Source organism: Burkholderia sp. AU32262, assembly GCF_020419985.1.
Taxonomy (GTDB): Bacteria; Pseudomonadota; Gammaproteobacteria; order Burkholderiales; family Burkholderiaceae; genus Burkholderia; species Burkholderia semiarida.
Genome location: NZ_JAIZRS010000024.1, coordinates 22,435 through 40,886 on the forward strand (window position 1 = coordinate 22,435; position 18,452 = coordinate 40,886).

Genomic DNA, 18,452 nt, shown 5'->3' on the forward strand with positions numbered 1-18,452 from the left:
GCCGTTCCGGCCGATAGCGCGCTTGCGCTGGCCCTAACCGATTGGCGACACCGCGATCGCGAGCCCGACGACGAGCCACTGCACGATCGCGACGAGCACCGCGGCCCGGCACAGCCCGACCGCGCCGCGCACGCGTGCGTCGAGCGTGCGCCCGGCCTTCGCCGCGTCGATCCAGCCCAGATCGGCAAGCGCACGGTCGAGCGCCGCGAGCCCGTCGCCGACCGCCCCGTCGCCTTGCGCCGCCCGCGCCAGCGCGGCAAACAGCCGCCGATCGATCTCGATGCGCACCGCGTACCACAGCGCCGCGATCCCCGATCCCGTGCTGACGAGGGCCAGCAGTACCCGGGCGAGCGTCGCGGGCGCCCAGCCCGCCGCGATCCACCCGCCCGCGCCGGCCGCGGCCAGCGCGGCCGCGAGCGCCCATGCACCCGCATCGAGCGCGCCGCGCGCGGCGGCGATTCTGAACGGCGCGGACGGATCGCGCATCACACGCGCCCCGCGTCGCACCGGCGATCGATCCACTGCTGCAGCACGGCCACGCCGTCATCCGACCAAACCGCGCGCGGCCGCACGGCGCGCACTGCGGCCAGCGCGTCGCGCGCATCGGTGAACCCGCGCCGCGCGGCGAGCCACGCCGCCGCGCACAGCACGCTGCGCCCGTAGCCGAGCGCACAGCAGACCAGCACGTCGCGCCCTTCGCCGTGCAGGCGCTCGAGCGCCGCGACGGCCTGCGCGAGCTGCGCCGCCGTCGGCGCGACGAGGTCGAGCTGCGGCACGCACGCATACGCGAGCGATGCGTCGGCCACCGCCCAGCGCGGCATCTCGGCAGTCAGGTCGACCAGCGCGGAGAAGCCGTGGCGCCGGATGTCGCGCGTCGTCGGCGTCCGGCCGATCGACACGCGTTCGTCGATCCGCACCGGCGCCGGCTGGCGGAACGTCCACAGCCGCGAATTGACGAACGCGCCGGCGATCGTCGGCGTGAGCAGCGCGCCGATGAAGACCGGAAACCGCCCGTGCGCGTCCTTCTGGAACGCGCCGGGCGCGCCGCGCCGGTAAGCCCACGCAACGCAGGCGAGCGCCAGCGCGCCCCACCCCGCCGCCAGCGCCCCGCCCGGCGCACGCGGCACCCAGGCCAGCGCCGCGCATGCGACCAGCGCGGCGCCGAACGCATAGCGGCGCGCGAGCGCGCGGCCGGCCTGGCTCGGCGATGCATCGGCGCCCGGCAACCGGCCCGCGGCATCGCGCAGCGGAAACAGGAACAGCGCGAGACAGCCGACGGCCGCCCCGGTCGGCACGTCGATCGCGTGATGCTGATAGGTCGTCAGCACCGACACGCCGATCGCCGCGAACCATAGATGCAGCACACCGCGCGCGAACGTGCCGCGCAGGTGCTTCGCATAGGCGGCCCACAGCACGACGAGCAACCCGATATGCAGCGACGGCGCCTGGTTGAACGGCTTGTCGAAGCCCATCAGCAGCGTGAACAGCGCGCCGGCCACGCCGCCCGCGTCGGGCCGCTCGAAGCCGAAGCGCAGCGGCCACGCGATGAAGCATGCGACCGACACCAGTTGCACGGTCAGCAGCCGTTTCACGTGATCGAGCAGATCGTCGCGGCGCGTCCAGAAGAAGAACGACAGCGCATACAGCAGGTCGATCGACCAGTACGGCACGATCGTCCACGGCACGAACGGGATCGCATGCTCCCAGCCGAACGCGAACGTCGGCACCGCGGCGCGGCGCGCAGCGAGCCAGTTCGCGAAGCCGTACGTCGAGAAGAACACGGCGCCCATCGCCGCGAGCCAGCCGAAACGCAGCGCGAACGACGCGCCGCGCGCGCCGGCCGCCGGCTCGGCCAGCCCGCCGCCCGCGCCAGCACCCGCGCCGCCGCCGAGCGCGCTCATGACGCGTCGACCCGCTGCGCGAGACTGACCGTGAAGATGCCCATCTCGTCGATCCGCTGGTCGAGCTTGCGGAAGCCCGCCCGCGCGACGAGCTCGTCCATTTCGGCCTGCGAACGGCGGCGCATCACCCACGTCGACTCGCCGCGGTGATTGTTCAGCGCGCGCGCGATGAATTCGAGCTGCGGATGCCACGGCTGCCCCGTGTAGACGAGATAGCCGCCCGGCGGCACGGCCTGCGCGAGCCCGCGCAGCGAGCGCTCGATCAGCGCGTTCTCGCCGAACAGCTCGTACAGGCCCGACACGATCGCCAGCGTCGGCCGCGGCTCGAGCGTCGCGAGCGACGCCTCGTCGAACGCGTCGCCGCGCTCGAAGCGCGCGATCGGCTCGAGGCCGCGCTGCGCGATCAGCACGCGCCCGGCCTCGACGTTCGGCGGGCTGTAGTCGCGCAGCGTGATGTCGTCGGGCGCCGCGCCGTCGCGCTCGGCGGCCATCGCGATCGCGTCGAGCACGTAGCGCCCGTGACCGGCCGCGATGTCGACGATCCGCACCGGCGTGCCGTGCGCGCGCAGCCGGCCGATCGCCGCGCCGATCAGTTCCTGCAGATGCACCTTGCGCTGGCGGATGCCGACCCAGCCCGGCGAATCGAGATACGTGCGGTCGATCAGCGCGCCGATGCCGAACCGCCCCTGCGCGCGGTTGCGGTACACGTAGTCGAGCGTCGAGCCCGAATCGAAGCCGAGCCGCAGCCCGAGCGCGATGCCGTCCGACAGCGCGCCGCCGGCTTTCAGGCCGGCGCGCGTGAGCGCCCAGTACGCCCGGGCGAACACGTTGGCCGGCGGCCGGCCGAGCGCCGCGTATTCGTCGTGGAACGCGCCGCGCCGGTCGGCATCGGCGAGCGACACGCGCGGGCTCGGCGCATCGAACTCGCGCAGCACGAACGCGCGCAGCGGCGCGAGCGCCTGGGCCCGATCGCGCTCGCCGAGCGTGTCGTGGTAGAAGCCCGGCAGCACGATGCGCTCCTTGCGCGCCGAGCCGAGCCGTTCGAAGAAGCGGTCCTGCGGGCCGCGATGCACGACCCAGTCGGCGCCCGAGATCAGCAACTGCGTCGGTACGGTGATCGCGGCCGCGTCGGCGACGATCCGCCGCGCGGTATCGTGCAGGTCGAGCAGCATGTTGACCGCGATCGGCCGCGTGATCAGCGGATCGGACGCGTAGCTCGCGATCCGTTCGGGATCGTGCGTGAGGAATTTCGGCTTCACGTAGCTGTTCACGTAGAACAGCCCGCGCAGCTTGTGCATCAGCCGCAGCCCCGGCCGCGCGAACGGCACGTAGAGCTTGATGTGGAATGCCGGCGACGCGACGACGAGCGCGCGGATCGGCGGCGCGTAGTCGTGCACCCAGGCCGCCGCGAGCACCGCGCCGACGCTCTGGCCGACGACCGCCATCTCCTCGATCGCGATGCCGTGCGTGTCGCGGATATGCTCGACGAAGGTCTGCAGGTCGCGCACCGACGCGGCCGCGCTCGGGCTGTAGCCGCGCGCGCCCGGCGAGCGGCCGTGGCCGCGTGCGTCCCACGCAAAGAACGCGAAATCCGGCAGGTCGAGCTCGTCGACGAGGTGCGCGACGCGCGCCGAATGTTCGTGCCCGCGATGCAGCAGCACGATCGCGCCGCGGCAGCGTGCGCCCGTCGCGGGCCAGTGGCGGTAGAACAGCGTTGCGCCGTCGTGCGTGATGAAGTCGGCCTCGCGGGCCGTGCGTGCGTTCATGCGATCTCTCTCGTTTCGTTATTCGAATCATGCGGCGCCGCCCTCCGGCGCCGGTCCCGCCCCGCGTCGGCGGCCGATCAGCCGCCCGCTTCGGCGATCCCGGCCTGCACGCGCCGCACCGCCGTCACGATCGACAGCACGATCAGCAGCCGCCACGGCCACGCGGCGGCGCCGCCGACCGGCAAGCCGAGGCCGATCCACAGCGCGAACGCGCCGAGGGCCAGCGCCCGGTCGCTCTTGCCGAACGGGCCGTCGTAGCGGCGCGTCGCGCCGACGAGCGGGCCGATCAGCCCCGCGCATTCGACGATCACCGCCGTCAGCGCGAACAGCCAGACGTCCGCCGGCGCGAACGCGGGAATGGCGAGGAACGGCAGCACGAGCGCGACGTCGGACACGATGTCGCCCAGCTCGTTCAGGTATGCGCCGAGCGTGCTCTTCTGCCCGTGCTCGCGCGCGAGCATCCCGTCGATCGCGTTGAGCGCCATCCGCGCGAACAGCCACAGCGGGATCAGCAGGAACAGCGCGCGGGCGAACACGCCGAGCCCGGCGAGCGCGCCGACGACGATCGAGCCGCCGGCCGCGAACAGCGTGACCTGGTTGGCCGTGACGCCACGTTCGGCGAGCGAATTCGCGAACGGGCGCAGACGGTTCTGGAATTTGGGTTTGAGTGCGTAGAGGCTCATCGTTTCGTATTCGTATTATTCGCGCGGCACGGTCGGATAGTTTCCCGCCGCCATGCCCCGGGCGGCGAAACGGCCTTCGTCGGCCTGGATTGATCGGCCCTCATCGTCGCCGAGCGGCCTCCATGCGTCAAGCATGGCGGCGCGAACCGCCCGCGCGGCGGCAATCTGGCGTTTTTCGGCGAAACTCGCGATAATCCGCTGGCCCGATCGCGGCGAGATCCATTCGAGCGGCAGCGGGCACTCGTGCAACAGCCGATTATCACGCCGCCGACCGGCGCATTCGCCGCGACGCAGCAGCGTGCGACGGCGAATCGTCCGATTATCGCGGACCTGCGACAGGCAGCCACGAACTTTGAAAAAATTTAAACAAGAGCCGTCCGGCGCGCATCCTGCCGCGCCGGCATTCCGGGGTTCCGCCCACCGCGCGTGCGCGGCGGGCCGGGCATGCACGCAGGAGGCCGCGCGCCGATGAACATCCTCAACGTCTGGCAGCGCGATTTCCTGCTGTCCATCGTGCGGCTCGTCGCGGGCGCGTATCCGGTCTGGCATCAGGCGCCGCCGTCCCCGACGCAGAAGATCTATTTCTCGAACCATACGAGCCACATCGACACGCTCGCGATCCTCGCCGCGCTGCCGCGCGACGTGCGCGCGGTCGTGCGGCCGGTCGCCGCGCGCGACTACTGGGACAGCAGCGACCTGAAGCGTCACATCGCGCAGAAGCTGCTGAACGTCGTGCTGATCGACCGTCATCGCGAATCGGGCGGCGACCCGCTGGAGCCGGTACGCGACGCGCTGCGGCAGGGCCACTCGATCATCATCTTCCCGGAAGGCACGCGCGGCGCCGACGTGCTGCCGCAGCCGTTCAAGAGCGGGCTGTTCCATCTCGCGACCGAATTCCCCGACGTCGCGCTCGCGCCCGTCTACCTCGAGAACCTGCAGCGCATCATGCCGAAGGGCGCGATCTGGCCCGTGCCGCTGATCTGCAAGGTGCATTTCGGCGCGAACGAAGCGCTCGGCGCGCAGGAAGACAAGCCGACGTTCCTCGCCCGCATGCGCGACGCGGTCGTCGCGCTCGCGCCGCCGCAGCGGCCGGCCGGCTGAGCGCGCCCCCTTCTCCCTTTTCCGGATACCAACCATGCGAACCCTCTTCTGGGAACTGGTCGCGGGCGTCACGGGCGTGCTCGTCGTCGCGACCGTGATCGGCGCGATCCTCGGCGCGCGCAGCGGCGGCGCGAGCCCGACCATCGTCAACCTGAACCAGCGCATCCGCGCATGGTGGGCGATGATCGCGATCATGGCCGTCGCGATCGGCCTCGGCAACAACGTCACGTACCTGGTGTTCGCGCTGCTGTCGTACCTGACGCTGCGCGAGTTCATCACGCTCACGCCGACCACCGCGAGCGACCATACGACGCTCTTCATCGCGTTCTTCATCGCGATTCCCGTGCAGTACCTGCTGCTCGGCATCAACTGGTACGGGATGTACTCGATCTTCGTGCCCGTGCACCTGTTCTTCGCGATGTCGCTCGTGTCGGCGCTCACGCAGGACACGCGCGACTTCCTGAGCCGCAACGCGAAGATCAACTGGGCGCTGATGGTGTGCGTGTACGGGCTGAGCCACGCGCCGGCCGTGCTGATCCTCGACATTCCGCGCTACGCGGGGCAGAACGCGCTGCTGCTGTTCTTCTTCCTGTTCGTCGTGCAGATCAGCGACGTGCTGCAATACGTCGTCGGCAAACTGTTCGGACGCCGCAAGATCGCGCCGCAGTTGTCGCCGTCGAAGACGGTCGAGGGCTTCATCGGCGGCGGGCTGCTCGCCACGCTGTGCGGCGCGTCGCTGTATCGCGTGACGCCGTTCGGCTTCGGCGCGGCGTTCGGGATCTCGCTCGCGATCGTGATCGCGGGCTTCGTCGGCGGGCTCGTGCTGTCGGCCGTCAAGCGCTCGCTCGGCACGAAGGACTGGGGCTCGATGATCGCCGGCCACGGCGGCATGCTCGACCGCGTCGATTCGATCTGCTTCGCCGCGCCGGTGTTCTTCCACCTGGTGCGCTACCTGTACGTGTGAATGCGCGGGCGGTGCAATGCCGCCCGTTCCCGCGCGAAGGATCAGTACCCGTCGCGCAACGCCTTCGGCACGACGTAGCGGCCGCGCGCGGCGTCGAACTTCACCGTGTAGCGTGCATGGATGGCCTTGTCGCCGCGCGTACCCGTTTCCGTGACCGTCAGCGGATAGACGTCGCCCGTGCCGGCCGTGTCCGGCGCGATCTCGAAGCGGCGTTCCTCGCAGCGCGCGCGGGCGTTCGCGCATTCCGTCGACTCCGCGTTGTCGAGCGCCTCGTCGATGCGTGCCGCCGCATGCACCAGCGCATTGCCGACCGGCAGCCAGATTGAGCGGAAGCGTTGCGTATAGCCTTGCCGCGTGTCGCTTTCGCCGATGACGAACCCGAACAGGTGCGGCCCGAGCCGCTCGATGCGCACCGTGCCCGGTTCGCCGCGCCCGCCCGATGCGATCTCCGTTTTCTTCGCGACCGGCTCGAGCGTCCTGCCGTCCGGCGAAGGCTTCAGCACGTACAGGTCGATCGCGCCCGGCGTCGCGTCCGAATCCATGCCCGGCATCCCGTTCTGCACCGCCGCCTCGGTCTCGCCGCACATCGCGAGCAGCGTGCGCGGGCCGTCCGCGGTCGCCACGCGCAGCACGCCGCACGGCGAATGGATGAAATCGTCGCCGTCCGCCTGCCAGCCCTTGCGGCTCGCGCGCCAGTTGCCGTACGTGTCGTGGATGAAGGTTTTCAGTTGGCGGTCGGGCTGGGCCGGCTCGGCGGCATGAACGGGCGACGGTGCGGCGAGCGCCGTGAGTCCCGCGAGCGCGCCAAGGGCGGCGAGCGAAGCCAAGAGCGGCTTGAGACGTATGGTCGGGTTCTGGGCAGTCATGACGAGATCAGGTCGGATGGGTGTGCGGCGGATTGTTGCAGAATCGGCGGGTCCCCGTCGATCCTTCACACGTCGTCCGGGGCGGAAAAGAATGGCGACCGCCCGTTGCCGACGACGACGCGCCCTGCATCGTTGCCCATCACGTCATCGCCTCGTGCCTGCGCACATCGCGGGCGAACTCATCGAGCATGCGGACGGGCGGCGCGAACTGCTGATCCCGTAAAGGCCCGGCCTCTGCCCGTCTCCTTCCCGACCGCGACGCCCGCCGTCACGCCGGATCCGGCACCTCGATCGCCAGCAGCGCCGAACTGACCGACTTGCCGTGCGCATCGAGCGCGAGCGAGCGCGTCACGCCACCGCCGAGCGCATCGCTCAGCACGAAGTTGAACGCACCGAGCGCCGGCAATTCGTAGCGCACGACGTCGCCGTGCACGATGCCCGCGAGCCATGCCTTCACCGCCTGCGCATCGAGGTGGGTGCGCAGATGATCGTAATGACGCGGATCGCGGCAGATGACCGACACGTTCAGCGTATTGCCCTTGTCGCCGGTGCGCGCATGCGCGAGTTCACGCAGTTGCATCAGGCCTCCACGAATGAAAACGACGGCGTCACGGCCGAGCGCGGCAGCAGCACCGACTGCACGGCGATCACCTCGCGCGTCGACTTGAACGCGCCGCCGCCGCCGGCCGGCCCGTTCGTATAGAGCGTCTCGACTTCGTTGCCGATTCGCGCGGCCTCGGCGGCGTTCGCCGCGCGGCCGGCCACCCGCACGCGCACCTCGGCCGGCTCGCCACGCACGGCCGGCGTCGCGTCGCCGTACAGCGCATCGACGCCGATCAGGTCGAAGCGCAACTCGCTCGCCGCGACGCCGGTCAGCGCGAGCCGCTCGCGAACGATGTCGAGCGCAAGACGCGCCCGCGCGAGCGCGCCCGGCCCGCCGTACGAGATCTGCCCTTCGCCGATCCAGCCGTCGACATACGCGACCGACACCTTCAGCGTGTCGGGCCGCGCGGCGCCGCGCCCGCCCGTCACACGCACGCGATCGGTCGCCTCCTCCGCGACCGCCACGCGCGTGAAATCGGCCACGACGTCGGGCTGCAGATACCGCGCCGGGTCGTGAATCTCGTAGAGCAGTTGTTCCTTGCAGGTCGCCGCGCTCACGCGGCCGCCCGCGTGCGGCACCTTCGTGATCACGACCGAGCCGTCGGCCGCGACCTCGCCGATCGGGAACCCGAGTCGCGCCAGATTCGGCACGTCCTTGTAGCCGGGATCGGCGAAATAGCCACCCGTCACCTGCCCCGCGCATTCGAGCAGATGGCCGACGACGGTCGCCTGCCCGAGCGTGTCCCAGTCGTCCATCCGCCAGCCGAATGCGTGGATCAGCGGCGCGGCGAACAGCGACGGATCGGCGACGCGCCCGGTCAGCACGACGTCCGCGCCGGCCGCGAGCGCGTCGACGATCGGCGCGGCGCCGAGATACGCGTTCGCGGATACGATACGGTCGCGATACGCGGTGACCTCGTCGCCCGATTCCTCGAAACGGAACGCGCCGCGCAGCACGACGTCGAGCACGTCGTCGCCTTCGACCGCCGCGACTTTCAGCCCCGCGATGCCGAGCGACTGCGCGATCCGCGCGGTACGCCGCGCGGCCGCGCGCGGGTTCGCCGCGCCCATGTTCGACACGATGCGCACGCGCCTGGCCGCCGCGACCGGCAGCACCGCCTGCATGCGCGCGTCGAGCAGCGGATCGTAGCCGAGCGCCGGATCGTTGCGCCGCGCCTGCTGCGCGATCGCGATCGTGCGCTCGGCCAGGCATTCGAAGACCAGGTAGTCGAGTTGCCCGTGTTCAGCCAGTTCGACCGCGGGCTCGATTCGGTCGCCCGAATAGCCGGCGCCCGCGCCGATGCGCACGCGCCGTTCATGTGAAGGCTTTGCTGTCATGTCCGTACCGTCGTCCGGCGGAGCGCGCCGCCGGCAAAATCAAAAGACGCCGAGCACGACGCAGGCGATCGTCATCACGATCGACGCGCCGAACAACAGCGGAAACGTGAATTTCTGGTGCTCGGCGAGCTCGATCCCGCACAGGCCGACGACGAGGAACGTCGCCGGCGTGAGCGGGCTGACCGGGAACCCCGTCGTCATCTGGCCGAGCAGCGCGGCCTGCCCGACCTGCACGGCCGGCACGCCGAGCTGCCCGGCCACTTCGGCGATCACGGGCAGCACGCCGAAGTAGAACGAATCGGGATCGAACAGCATGCTGAGCGGCATCGACGCGAGGCCGAGCGCGACCGGAATGTGGCCGGCCATCGACGGCGGCACGAAGCCGACCGCCGCCTGCGCCATCGCCTTCAGCATCCCGCTGCCCTGCATGATCCCGGTGAACACGCCGGCCGCGAGCAGGATGCCGGCCATCATCAGCGCCGCCCGCGCATGCGCGTCGATGCGCTTCCGCTGCATGTCGACGTCGGGGTAATTCACCATCAGCGCGATGCACAGCCCGACCATGAACATGATCGCGGGCGGAATCTTCTCGCCCATCACGACCATCGTGCCGAGCACGACGAGCGTCAGCACGAGGTTGAACCAGAACAGATGCGGCCGGCGCAGCGCCTGCTCGTCGGCCGTCAATTCGCGCCTGGGCAGCGGGATCGACGCATCGTCGCGCGACAGGCCGAGCCGCTTCTCCTCGCGCCGCCCGAGCCAGTACGCGACGCCGAACACGAACACGAGCCCGATCGCCTGCACCGGAATCAGCGGATTGAACAGCGCCGACACCGGCAGGTGCAGCGACGCGGACGCGCGAATCATCGGCCCCGTCCACGGCAGGAAGTTGATGCCCGCGGCCATCGACACGGCGGCGGCCAGCACGCGCCGGTCCATCTTCAGCCGGTCGTACAGCGGCAGCACGGCCGGAATCGTCACGAGAAAGCAGACGGCGCCCGAGCCGTCGAGGTGGATCAGCAGCGCGAGCAGCGTCGTGCCCATCACGATGCGCGTCGGCCGCGTGCCGACCGCGCGCAGGATCCGGTCGATGATCGGGTCGAGCGTGCCGGCATCGGTGATCGTCCCGAAATAGAGGATCGCGAACACGAACATCGCGACCACGGGCGCGAGACCCTTCAGCCCGTCGATGACGAACTTGCTGGTGTGCAGCCCGAAGCCGCCGATCAGCGACGCGGCGATCGGCACGATGATCAGCGCGACGAGCGGCGACATCCGCTTCGACAGAATCGCGGCCAGCAGCACGACGATCGTGCCAAGCCCGAGTAACGGCAGCATCCGTGTCTCCTACCTTGTCTTTTGTTGGAGACGAGCGTAAGGTCGGCGCAGCGATAGCACAATTGAAATGATTTGATCGTAGCAATCACGAATCGTTATGGATCTGAATCTTCGGGACATTCGCGCGTTCGTCACCGTCGCGCACGCCGGCAACTTCACGCGCGCGGCCGCGCGGCTGCACCTGTCGCAGCCGGCGCTGACCGTGCAGATCCGCCGGCTCGAGGAAATCGTCGGCGCGCGCCTGTTCGACCGCAACAGCCGCAGCGTCGCGCTCACGCAGACCGGGCACGAGTTGCTGCCGCTGTTGCAACGCTCGCTCGACGACATGGAGCGCGTGCTGCGCGATGCGCGCGCGCTCGGCGAAGGCGCGAGCGGCACGGTGCGGCTCGCGTGCCTGCCGACCTTCGCGTCGAGCATGCTGCCGGAGCTGATCCAGTCGTTCCGGCGCGACGTGCCGCGCGCGGGCTTCGAGATCCGCGACGGCGTCGCGAGCCTCGTCACCGCGCTCGTGCGCAACGAGGATGCCGATCTCGGGCTGACCGGCGGCGACACGTTCGATGCGTCGCTCGAGGTGCTGTATGTGGGCGCCGACCGGCTCGTCGCCGTGTGCCCGCAGGATCATCCGCTCGCGCGCAAGCGCCGCGTCGGCACCGCCGACGTCGCCGGCGTGCCGCTCGTGCTCACTGCGCAGGGCACGAGCGTGCGCAGCGTCGTCGATGCCGCGCTGGAAGCGGCCGGCTGCACGGCCGACATCGCGTGCGAGCCGACCTACATGATGACGGCCGTCGCGATGGTCCGCGGCGGCCTCGGCGTGACGATCCTGCCCGCGACCGCCCGCGAGGTGCGCGCCGAGCCCGATCTGGTCGCGAAGCCGATCGACGATCCCGCGTTCGTGCGGCCGATCGCGCTCGTCGTCAAGCGCGGGCGCACGCTGCCGCGCGTCGCGCAGGCGTTCGCCGACCTCATGCTGGCGGAATTGAAAAAGCGCGCGTGACGCGCGGTTCCCACATCGGGACGGTTCGCGCTTCGCTTACTTACCGCGCCGCCGGGTCGACGTGCAGCGATTCGCCGATCGCATAGAAATTGCCGCCCGCGATGTAGTGCAGGCTGCGCAGCGCGGGATCGGCCGATGCGAAATACCAGTGGCCGTCGCGGAACACGCGCGTGTCGGACCACGCGGCGACCACCTCGCCGATGAACAGGTCGTAGGTCTGCTGGTTGTGCGGCTCCGGAATGAGCCTGCACGCGAGCCAGCCCGAGCAGCCGGCGACGAACGGCAGGTCGTGACCGTCGACGTCGAACAGCGTGACGCCCGCGTCGCGCAGCTTGTCGGGCCGCTCGGCCAGACTGTGGCTGCCGACCGCATGCGTGAGCCGCAGTTGCGCGGCCGTCGGCACCTGGATCACGAACGTGCCGCTGCGCTCGACGAGCTCGCGCGTCTTCGCGGATTTGTCGAGCACGACCGTCAGCTTCGGCGGCAGGAAGTCCAGCGCGCACGCCCACGCGGCGGCCATCACGTTGTCGACGCCGTCGTGGCGGGCCGACACGAGCACGGTCGGGCCGTGATTGAGGAGACGGTAGGCTTTGTTCAGCGCCACCGGCGCGATGTGACTGTTCATACGAGCTCCGTGGAGAACGGCGCGCACGGACGGATGCCCTGCGGCGCGGCGCCGGCCGTCGCACCTGCGCGCGGCCGGATCCGAGGCCGCATTCTCGCACCCGATTTCGATCGGCGCAGGCGCCGCGGCAGGTCACTTCGCGAACAGTTGGCCGATGTCGCGAAACGCCTTGAATTCGAGCGCATTGCCGCACGGATCGAACAGGAACATCGTCGCCTGTTCGCCGACCTGCCCCTGGAACCGCACGTACGGCTCGATCACGAACGTCACGCCGAACGAACGCAGCCGCTCGGCCAGCGCCTCCCAGCTTGCCCAGTCGAGCACGATCCCGAAATGCGGCACCGGCACGTCGTGGCCGTCGACCGCATTCGTATGCGCGCTTTCCTGCGACGCGGTTTTCGGGTGTTCGTGGATCACGAGCTGATGGCCGTAGAAGTTGAAGTCGACCCACTGCGCGCTCGAGCGCCCCTCTTCCAGCCCGAACACGCGGCCGTAGAAATCGCGCGCGGCCGGCAGGTCGTGGACGGGAATCGCCAGGTGAAACGGGGAAAGACTCATGATGGCCTCGTGAAGGAGCGCTCGCGGGGCGCGAGGACGGCACCATGGTAGACAAGCCCGGACAAAAATCAAATCAATATAAAATTGGCTGATTCACAAACGGAATTGATGAATGATCCGCGAACTGAAAACCCTCGTCGCCGTCGCCCGGGAAGGCACCTTTGCCGCCGCCGGCAACCGTATCGGGCTCACGCAGGCGGCCGTGAGCGCGCAGATGCAGCGCCTCGAAGCCGAACTCGGCTTCGCGCTGTTCGACCGGCAAGGGCGATCGGCGCGGCTCAACGAAATGGGTCATCACGTGCTGGACCAGGCGCAGACGCTGATCGGCCTGTACGAGAACCTGAGTTCGACCGCGCCCGGCTCGCCGGCCGCCGTGCGCGTGACGATCGGCGCGATCGCATCGGTGCAGAGCGCGCTGCTGCCGGCCGCGCTGGCCGATTTCCATCGCCGGCACCCCGCATGCCGCACGCGCGTGATACCGGGGCTGTCGATCGAGCTGGTCAACCGGGTCGACGCGGGCGAGATCGACATGGCCGCGATCATCCGGCCGCCGTTTGCGCTGCAGAGCGACCTGCACTGGACGACGCTCGCACAGGAACCGTTCCGGCTGATCGTGCCGCGCGGCGTGAAGGGCAAGGACTGGGCCGCCCTGCTCGCGAGCGAGCCGTTCGTGCGCTACGATCGCGCGTCGTTCGGCGGCCGCCAGGTCGACCGCTTTCTGCGCAAGATGCACATCGCGGTGCGCGACACCTGCGAACTCGACGAGCTCGACGCGATCGTCAAGCTGGTCGAGAACGGCGTCGGCGTCGCGATCGTGCCGCAGACCGCCGTGTATCGCCGCTGGCCGGCCGGCGTGCGCGCGATCGACCTCGGCCATCACACGTTCCATCGCGACATCGGCCTCGTGCATCGCGCGCGGCGCACGATGTCGGAACCCGCGCAAACGCTGGCGCAACTGATCGAGGCGGCGTCGCGGCGACGCTCGCCGCCGCAAGCCGCGTGATCGACACGTGGCGGCCCGACGCGAATTGCCCGCCTTTATCACATTCATTCCGGCCACGCCAATTCAATCCGTTAAATAACGATTTGACGAAAAAATAACAATGTCGGTAACGGGGCGATTCGCCCGAAAAACGCGTCTAATTATCACGAGACACGCAAAACGCAATGACGAACGCCCGAAATTCGCCGCCTATTGATACGCAACGATCAATAATCCAAATCCCTCAATGGTGAATTTCCTGAAAAAGACATGTCTTCACCAGGCCACAATAGAGAATTTCATTTTTGCGGTTTTATCGCGGCTCTGTAGTCTCCTGCCATTCCGGATCACGAACCCACACCAATGCGCAAGGAGAATGAAATGAAACGCACGACCCTCTCGCTGATTTCGCTCGCGTCGTTCGCGGCGATGCCCGTCGCGCATGCACAGTCGAGCGTCACGCTGTACGGCGTGATCGACACGTCGATCACCTATGTGAACCATGCGCAAGGCAAGGACAACGCGTGGATGCTCGGCAACAGCAGCGCGGGCAACCTCGCCGGCAGCCGCTGGGGCGTGAAAGGCACCGAGGATCTCGGCGGCGGGCTGAAGGCGCTGTTCCAGCTGGAGAACGGCTTCGACCCGAGCAACGGCCGGCTGGGCCAGGGCAACCGCCTGTTCGGCCGGCAGGCCTTCGTCGGGCTGGCGAGCGACCGCTACGGCACACTCACGTTCGGCCGCCAATACGACCCGCTCATCGATCTCGTGCAGGGCATCACCGCCGACAACTATCTGGGCAGCGCATTCGCGACGCCGGGCGACGTCGACAACTACGACAACAGCTTCCGCGTCGACAACGCGGTGAAGTACACGTCGGCCGTCTATTCGGGCCTGCAGTTCGCGGCGATGTATTCGTTCGGCGGCATCGCCGGCAGCACCGGCGCCGCGCAGTCGTACTCGGCCGCCGTGTCCTACAACAACGGGCCGTTCAGCGTCGCGGGCGGCTACTTCCACGCGACCAACAGCCCCGCGTCGAGCGGCGTGCGCAACGGCTGGACGAGCTCGTCGGACGGCACGTTCGACGGCCCGATCAACAACGGCTACGCGAGCGCCCATTCGATCGGCATCGCGCGCATCGCGGGCCAGTACGTCGCCGGCCCGTTCACGTTCGGCCTCGGCTACAGCAACGCGCAGTACCGCCGCGACGCCAGCTCGGTGTTCGGCTCGAACGAGCACTACAACACGGGGCAAGGCTTCGTGAACTACCAGGCGACGAATGCGCTGCTCGTCGGCGTCGGCTACAGCTACACGCGCTCGGGCGGCGACACGTCGGCGACCTATCACCAGGTATCGGCCGGGGCGGACTACAACCTGTCGAAGCGCACCGACGTCTACCTGACCGCCGCGTACCAGCACGCGAGCGGCCAGACCGGCGACGGCAAGGGCGGCTCGATGGCCGCGCAGGCATCGATCGGCTCGTACGGTTACGCGGGCACGAGCTCGCAGACGATGGTCAACCTCGGCCTGCGTCACCGTTTCTGATCGCGATACGGCGGGACGGCCGGCCGCGCGCGGCGCGACCGGCCGAATCCGCATTGCGCAAACGGCGGCTTCGGCCGCCGATTTTTTATCGCTTTCCATCGCCCCGCCAACGGCCCCCGGCCGATTGTCCCTGTCGCGCCGCTTATCGCCGGCTTTACCACGCAGCTGACGCAGTACGTCAGGTTTCCGTCGCCGCCGTTGCATTCGCATTCGCGCACGCATTCGCGCAATTTCCGGCCATTTTTACCGATCATGCATCGTCCCGGCCGCTGATCCGGCGCGATAAAAATGCCCGGCGAACGCGCGGGCAAATGCAAAGGAAAGTTTGACGCGAACCATTTGCCCGCCTGCTATGGCACACTTCGCGTCTGCGTAATTTCCTTGCACCGGGCGGCCGGATTCCGCCCCATCCTGCCATGCCGCGTCATACTTCTCGCCCGCTCGGTCGCGCCACGCTGACCATCGCCTCGACGATCGCGCTCTCCTGCGCGCTCTGCGGCGTCGCGCGGGCCGACTGCCTGGACGACGCGGCCGCGTTCCAGCACGTGAGCGTCAGCCTGATGCGCGGCATCGCGCAGGTCGAATCGGGAATGAATCCGAACGCGGTCAACACGAATACCAACGGCACGGTCGACATCGGGCTGATGCAGATCAACAGCACGTGGCTGCCGACGCTCGCGCGCGAAGGCATCACGCGGGAAAGCCTGTTCGATGCGTGCACGAACGCGTATGTCGGCGCGTGGATCCTGTCGCAGAACATCCGCCAGCTCGGCCCCAACTGGAACGCGATCGGCGCGTACAACTCCGCGTCGCCCGACAAGCGCCTCGCGTATGCGCGCAAGGTCTATGATGCAATCCGGACCATGCCGGATTCGCCGGATACTCCCATGCCCATCCTTCCACCGTCCTTCACGCCGCCGCAACAGGCGCAGACGTACAACCCGTTCGCGAGCCTGAGCGTGTCGGCGCCGCCCGTCACGCGCGCACGCACGATATCGCCGGCCTCGCCGCCTCCGCCGCAGCAGGGCGGCGGCCCCGCCGGCCCGGCCGGTACGTACAACTTCGGATGGACGGTCACCGGCGCCGACCAGGCCAAGCCGACCCAGGTGTTCGACGACGGCGCACGGGTCTACGTGCAGTTCAGCGACATGAAACACGTGCCTGCGATCTTCACCGAAACGTCGGCCGGGCGCGTGCTGATGTCGTGGGAGCTGCAGTTTCCGTATGCCGTCGTGACGCGTCCCGCGCAAACGTTGATCTTCCAGCTCGGGCCGTTCGAAGCGCGCGCGCAGCGAGGGGCGGCGGCCGCCGGCATGACCGCGCAGGCCGGGACGGCGGGCACGGCAACGGCCGGGGCATCGAAGAAATCGGCCAGTGCGGCCGCGAACGCGGCGACGAATGCGGCGACGAACGCGGCGCCCAATACGGCCGCGAAACGCACGGCCTCGGCCGATGCGCTGTGGTACGTGAATACGCCGTCGACGTCGGGCACGGCGGCAGCCTCGCCTTCGACCGCGAATATTCCCGCCACGCTGCCGACGGCCATCACGTCGAACACGCCGCCGCCCGCGCCGGCTCAGGCACCGGCCGCTCAGCCGTCGCGCGCCAGCGCGGACGCGCTGTGGTACATCTCGAAGTGACGCGCGTCCGACCGCACGCGCATCGCGGCGATCATGGGCCCGCGGTCGGCCGCGGTTCGGGCGCGTTCATGTCGTCCACCCGTTGCAGCTCGGCCGTGCCGTTCTGCCTGAAATACACGCGCAGATAACGTGACGTCGACGATTCCGGCTGCGGAATCGTCACACGCCCTCACCCGCGCCGCACCCAGATCACCTTGCCGTCGCGAATGCCGAGATTGCGGCGCTCCTCGCGATAGTCCATCGTGCCCGGCAACGACTTGCCGTCGCGCTCGAGCACGCGCCACAGGCAACCGTCGAGCAGCGCGGCCGCATCGGTTTCGGTCTTGCCGACCAGCGCGTCGTCCGGCGTGGCGTCCGCCTTGCACGCCGGCGCGCCGCCCGGCTGCGCGGGAATCGTCGCCGCGCCGCCGGCGGTGGCGTTGCGGTGCTGCGTGTTCATGTCTGCACATCCTGCAAAAGTTGCGCTCGCAACGAGTGCAACGAGCATCGCGATCGTGTTCTTCATCGGTTTCTCCCTGTCTCGGCCCGGCGGTCCATGTGCGGCATTCGTGCACGACCGGGCATCGCATGCGTGATCGGTTCCGCACGCTGCCGGCCGTTTCCTGACGGAGCCGGCCAGCGAACGGCGGCCATTTTCGACCTGGCCGAGCCGTCTCGGCGCACCTGCGTCGCGGGCCGGCCCGACGCCGGACCCGAGCGCATGTTACCGCACGCGGTTCGCGGCGACCGCGCGACGCCGACGCAACGCATGCGCCCGGCACACGCCGGCCCGCGTCGGCATCCGTTCAGAACTTGTAGGTGACGCCCGCGATGCCGTAGTAGTTGCTGCGCGACTGCACGATCGGGCTGTCGCCCGCGCGGCCGAGCAGCCGCGTCACGCCGCCGGTCGCGAGCACCGACCAGTGCCGCGACAGCGTCCAGTTCCATGCCACCGCCATCGACGCGCTGTCGATCCCGCCGCTCGCCGAATACGGCCGGAACCGGCTCGTCAGCGACTGTGCATCGGTCACGCCGTAGAAGGTCTGCATGTAGCGTCCCGAGCCCGCGTGCACGGTGCCCGTCACGATGATCTCGTGCCGCGACGTCTTGAGTACCGGCACCGCGAGATCCACGTGCCCCGACACGCCGCGCGACGTGTGCGTCACCGGCGTATCGATCGTGACGCTCAGTTCCGCCGCATCGAAGAACGTCACGCCGGCGCGCACGCCGACGAGCACCGAGCCCGGAATCCGCCCCATTCCCTTCAGGTAGTCGGAGCCCGGCAGATCGAAGCGGTTCTCGTCCGCGCGGCCCGCGTCATAGCTCACCGCCGCCGACACGAACGCACCGTGCGGCAGGTTCAGCCGGTAGCCGGCGCCCTGCGTGCTGTCGATGAAGAAGCCGTTGCCGAACGTGGCGGAAAACGACGGCGCGACGACGCCGCGATACTGGTTGCTGCCCGCGTAGCGCGGTGCGAACCCGCCGCCGAGCGACAACGCATACTGGTTTTCCGCGTGGGCGGCGGCGGCGAGGGTCAGGCCGGCGAGCGGCATGCAATAGCGGTAGCGTCGA

19 protein-coding genes are annotated in these 18,452 nt (G+C 69.3%); 6 read left to right on the forward strand and 13 right to left on the reverse strand.

Translation table 11 applies throughout. The features are described from left to right. Positions 1-33: 33 nt before the first annotated feature. From LGN10_RS25410 to LGN10_RS25430, 5 genes are all read right to left on the reverse strand, one after another. On the reverse strand, positions 34-486 hold the full coding sequence (locus LGN10_RS25410) for a hypothetical protein (protein ID WP_060965902.1): 453 nt from the start codon (positions 484-486) through the stop codon (positions 34-36). Then, on the reverse strand, positions 486-1,901 hold the full coding sequence (locus LGN10_RS25415) for a phosphatase PAP2/dual specificity phosphatase family protein (RefSeq protein WP_226225397.1): 1,416 nt from the start codon (positions 1,899-1,901) through the stop codon (positions 486-488). The genes LGN10_RS25410 and LGN10_RS25415 overlap by 1 nt, the downstream gene beginning before the upstream one ends. Next, positions 1,898-3,667, reverse strand: a complete 1,770-nt coding sequence (locus tag LGN10_RS25420) for a bifunctional alpha/beta hydrolase/class I SAM-dependent methyltransferase (RefSeq protein WP_226225399.1) — start codon at positions 3,665-3,667, stop codon at positions 1,898-1,900. Before LGN10_RS25420 ends, LGN10_RS25415 begins: the two co-directional genes overlap by 4 nt. 77 nt (positions 3,668-3,744) lie before the next feature. Continuing rightward, the gene (locus LGN10_RS25425) at positions 3,745-4,350 is read right to left on the reverse strand and encodes a CDP-alcohol phosphatidyltransferase family protein (protein ID WP_226225400.1); all 606 of its coding nucleotides are present in this window, start codon (positions 4,348-4,350) and stop codon (positions 3,745-3,747) included. Positions 4,351-4,365: 15 nt separating this feature from the next. Further along, a complete protein-coding gene (locus LGN10_RS25430) occupies positions 4,366-4,800 on the reverse strand; it encodes a hypothetical protein (protein WP_155634599.1) in 435 nt (144 codons plus the stop codon). A gap of 18 nt (positions 4,801-4,818) precedes the next feature. Between LGN10_RS25430 and LGN10_RS25435 the strand changes: the two genes are divergently transcribed. Then, a complete protein-coding gene (locus LGN10_RS25435) occupies positions 4,819-5,451 on the forward strand; it encodes a lysophospholipid acyltransferase family protein (protein WP_059574309.1) in 633 nt (210 codons plus the stop codon). A gap of 34 nt (positions 5,452-5,485) precedes the next feature. Further along, positions 5,486-6,415, forward strand: a complete 930-nt coding sequence (locus LGN10_RS25440) for a phosphatidate cytidylyltransferase (protein ID WP_059573800.1) — start codon at positions 5,486-5,488, stop codon at positions 6,413-6,415. 41 nt (positions 6,416-6,456) lie between these two features. On the opposite strand, the gene LGN10_RS25445 is transcribed toward LGN10_RS25440, so the two are convergent. The 4 genes from LGN10_RS25445 to LGN10_RS25460 all read right to left on the reverse strand — a co-directional run bounded on the left by LGN10_RS25445 (position 6,457) and on the right by LGN10_RS25460 (position 10,560). Next, entirely contained in the window at positions 6,457-7,281 is an 825-nt protein-coding gene (locus tag LGN10_RS25445) for a topoisomerase IV (RefSeq protein WP_226225401.1), read from the reverse strand. Positions 7,282-7,549: 268 nt separating this feature from the next. Then, complete coding sequence (locus LGN10_RS25450; protein WP_059573802.1) at positions 7,550-7,861, reverse strand: hypothetical protein; 312 nt, start codon at positions 7,859-7,861, stop codon at positions 7,550-7,552. Next, positions 7,861-9,222, reverse strand: a complete 1,362-nt coding sequence (locus tag LGN10_RS25455) for an acyclic terpene utilization AtuA family protein (RefSeq protein WP_226225402.1) — start codon at positions 9,220-9,222, stop codon at positions 7,861-7,863. Before LGN10_RS25455 ends, LGN10_RS25450 begins: the two co-directional genes overlap by 1 nt. Positions 9,223-9,261: 39 nt before the next feature. Further along, a complete protein-coding gene (locus LGN10_RS25460) occupies positions 9,262-10,560 on the reverse strand; it encodes a CitMHS family transporter (protein WP_060011700.1) in 1,299 nt (432 codons plus the stop codon). A gap of 97 nt (positions 10,561-10,657) precedes the next feature. On the opposite strand from LGN10_RS25460, the gene LGN10_RS25465 reads away from it, so the two are divergent. Further along, positions 10,658-11,554, forward strand: a complete 897-nt coding sequence (locus LGN10_RS25465) for a LysR family transcriptional regulator (protein WP_226225403.1) — start codon at positions 10,658-10,660, stop codon at positions 11,552-11,554. A gap of 40 nt (positions 11,555-11,594) precedes the next feature. Here LGN10_RS25465 and LGN10_RS25470 read toward each other — a convergent pair whose 3' ends face one another. Then, on the reverse strand, positions 11,595-12,179 hold the full coding sequence (locus LGN10_RS25470) for a flavin reductase family protein (protein WP_124861056.1): 585 nt from the start codon (positions 12,177-12,179) through the stop codon (positions 11,595-11,597). Positions 12,180-12,311: 132 nt separating this feature from the next. Beyond that, positions 12,312-12,737 carry a VOC family protein gene (locus LGN10_RS25475; protein WP_059573807.1) on the reverse strand — a complete coding sequence of 142 codons (426 nt, stop codon included), beginning with the start codon at positions 12,735-12,737 and terminating at the stop codon, positions 12,312-12,314. A gap of 112 nt (positions 12,738-12,849) precedes the next feature. Between LGN10_RS25475 and LGN10_RS25480 the strand changes: the two genes are divergently transcribed. The 3 genes from LGN10_RS25480 to LGN10_RS25490 all read left to right on the forward strand — a co-directional run bounded on the left by LGN10_RS25480 (position 12,850) and on the right by LGN10_RS25490 (position 16,901). Beyond that, the gene (locus LGN10_RS25480; protein ID WP_060318160.1) at positions 12,850-13,740 is read left to right on the forward strand and encodes a LysR family transcriptional regulator; all 891 of its coding nucleotides are present in this window, start codon (positions 12,850-12,852) and stop codon (positions 13,738-13,740) included. 360 nt (positions 13,741-14,100) lie between these two features. Then, a complete protein-coding gene (locus LGN10_RS25485; RefSeq protein ID WP_060011690.1) occupies positions 14,101-15,261 on the forward strand; it encodes a porin in 1,161 nt (386 codons plus the stop codon). Between the two features lie 416 nt (positions 15,262-15,677). Next, positions 15,678-16,901 (forward strand): transglycosylase SLT domain-containing protein, encoded by a 1,224-nt coding sequence (locus LGN10_RS25490; protein ID WP_226225404.1) that lies wholly within the window; start codon positions 15,678-15,680, stop codon positions 16,899-16,901. A gap of 169 nt (positions 16,902-17,070) precedes the next feature. On the opposite strand, the gene LGN10_RS25495 is transcribed toward LGN10_RS25490, so the two are convergent. Next, positions 17,071-17,406, reverse strand: a complete 336-nt coding sequence (locus LGN10_RS25495; protein ID WP_059640920.1) for a hypothetical protein — start codon at positions 17,404-17,406, stop codon at positions 17,071-17,073. Between the two features lie 280 nt (positions 17,407-17,686). Continuing rightward, on the reverse strand, positions 17,687-18,433 hold the full coding sequence (locus LGN10_RS25500) for a MipA/OmpV family protein (RefSeq protein ID WP_124861064.1): 747 nt from the start codon (positions 18,431-18,433) through the stop codon (positions 17,687-17,689). Between the last annotated feature and the right edge of the window lie 19 nt (positions 18,434-18,452).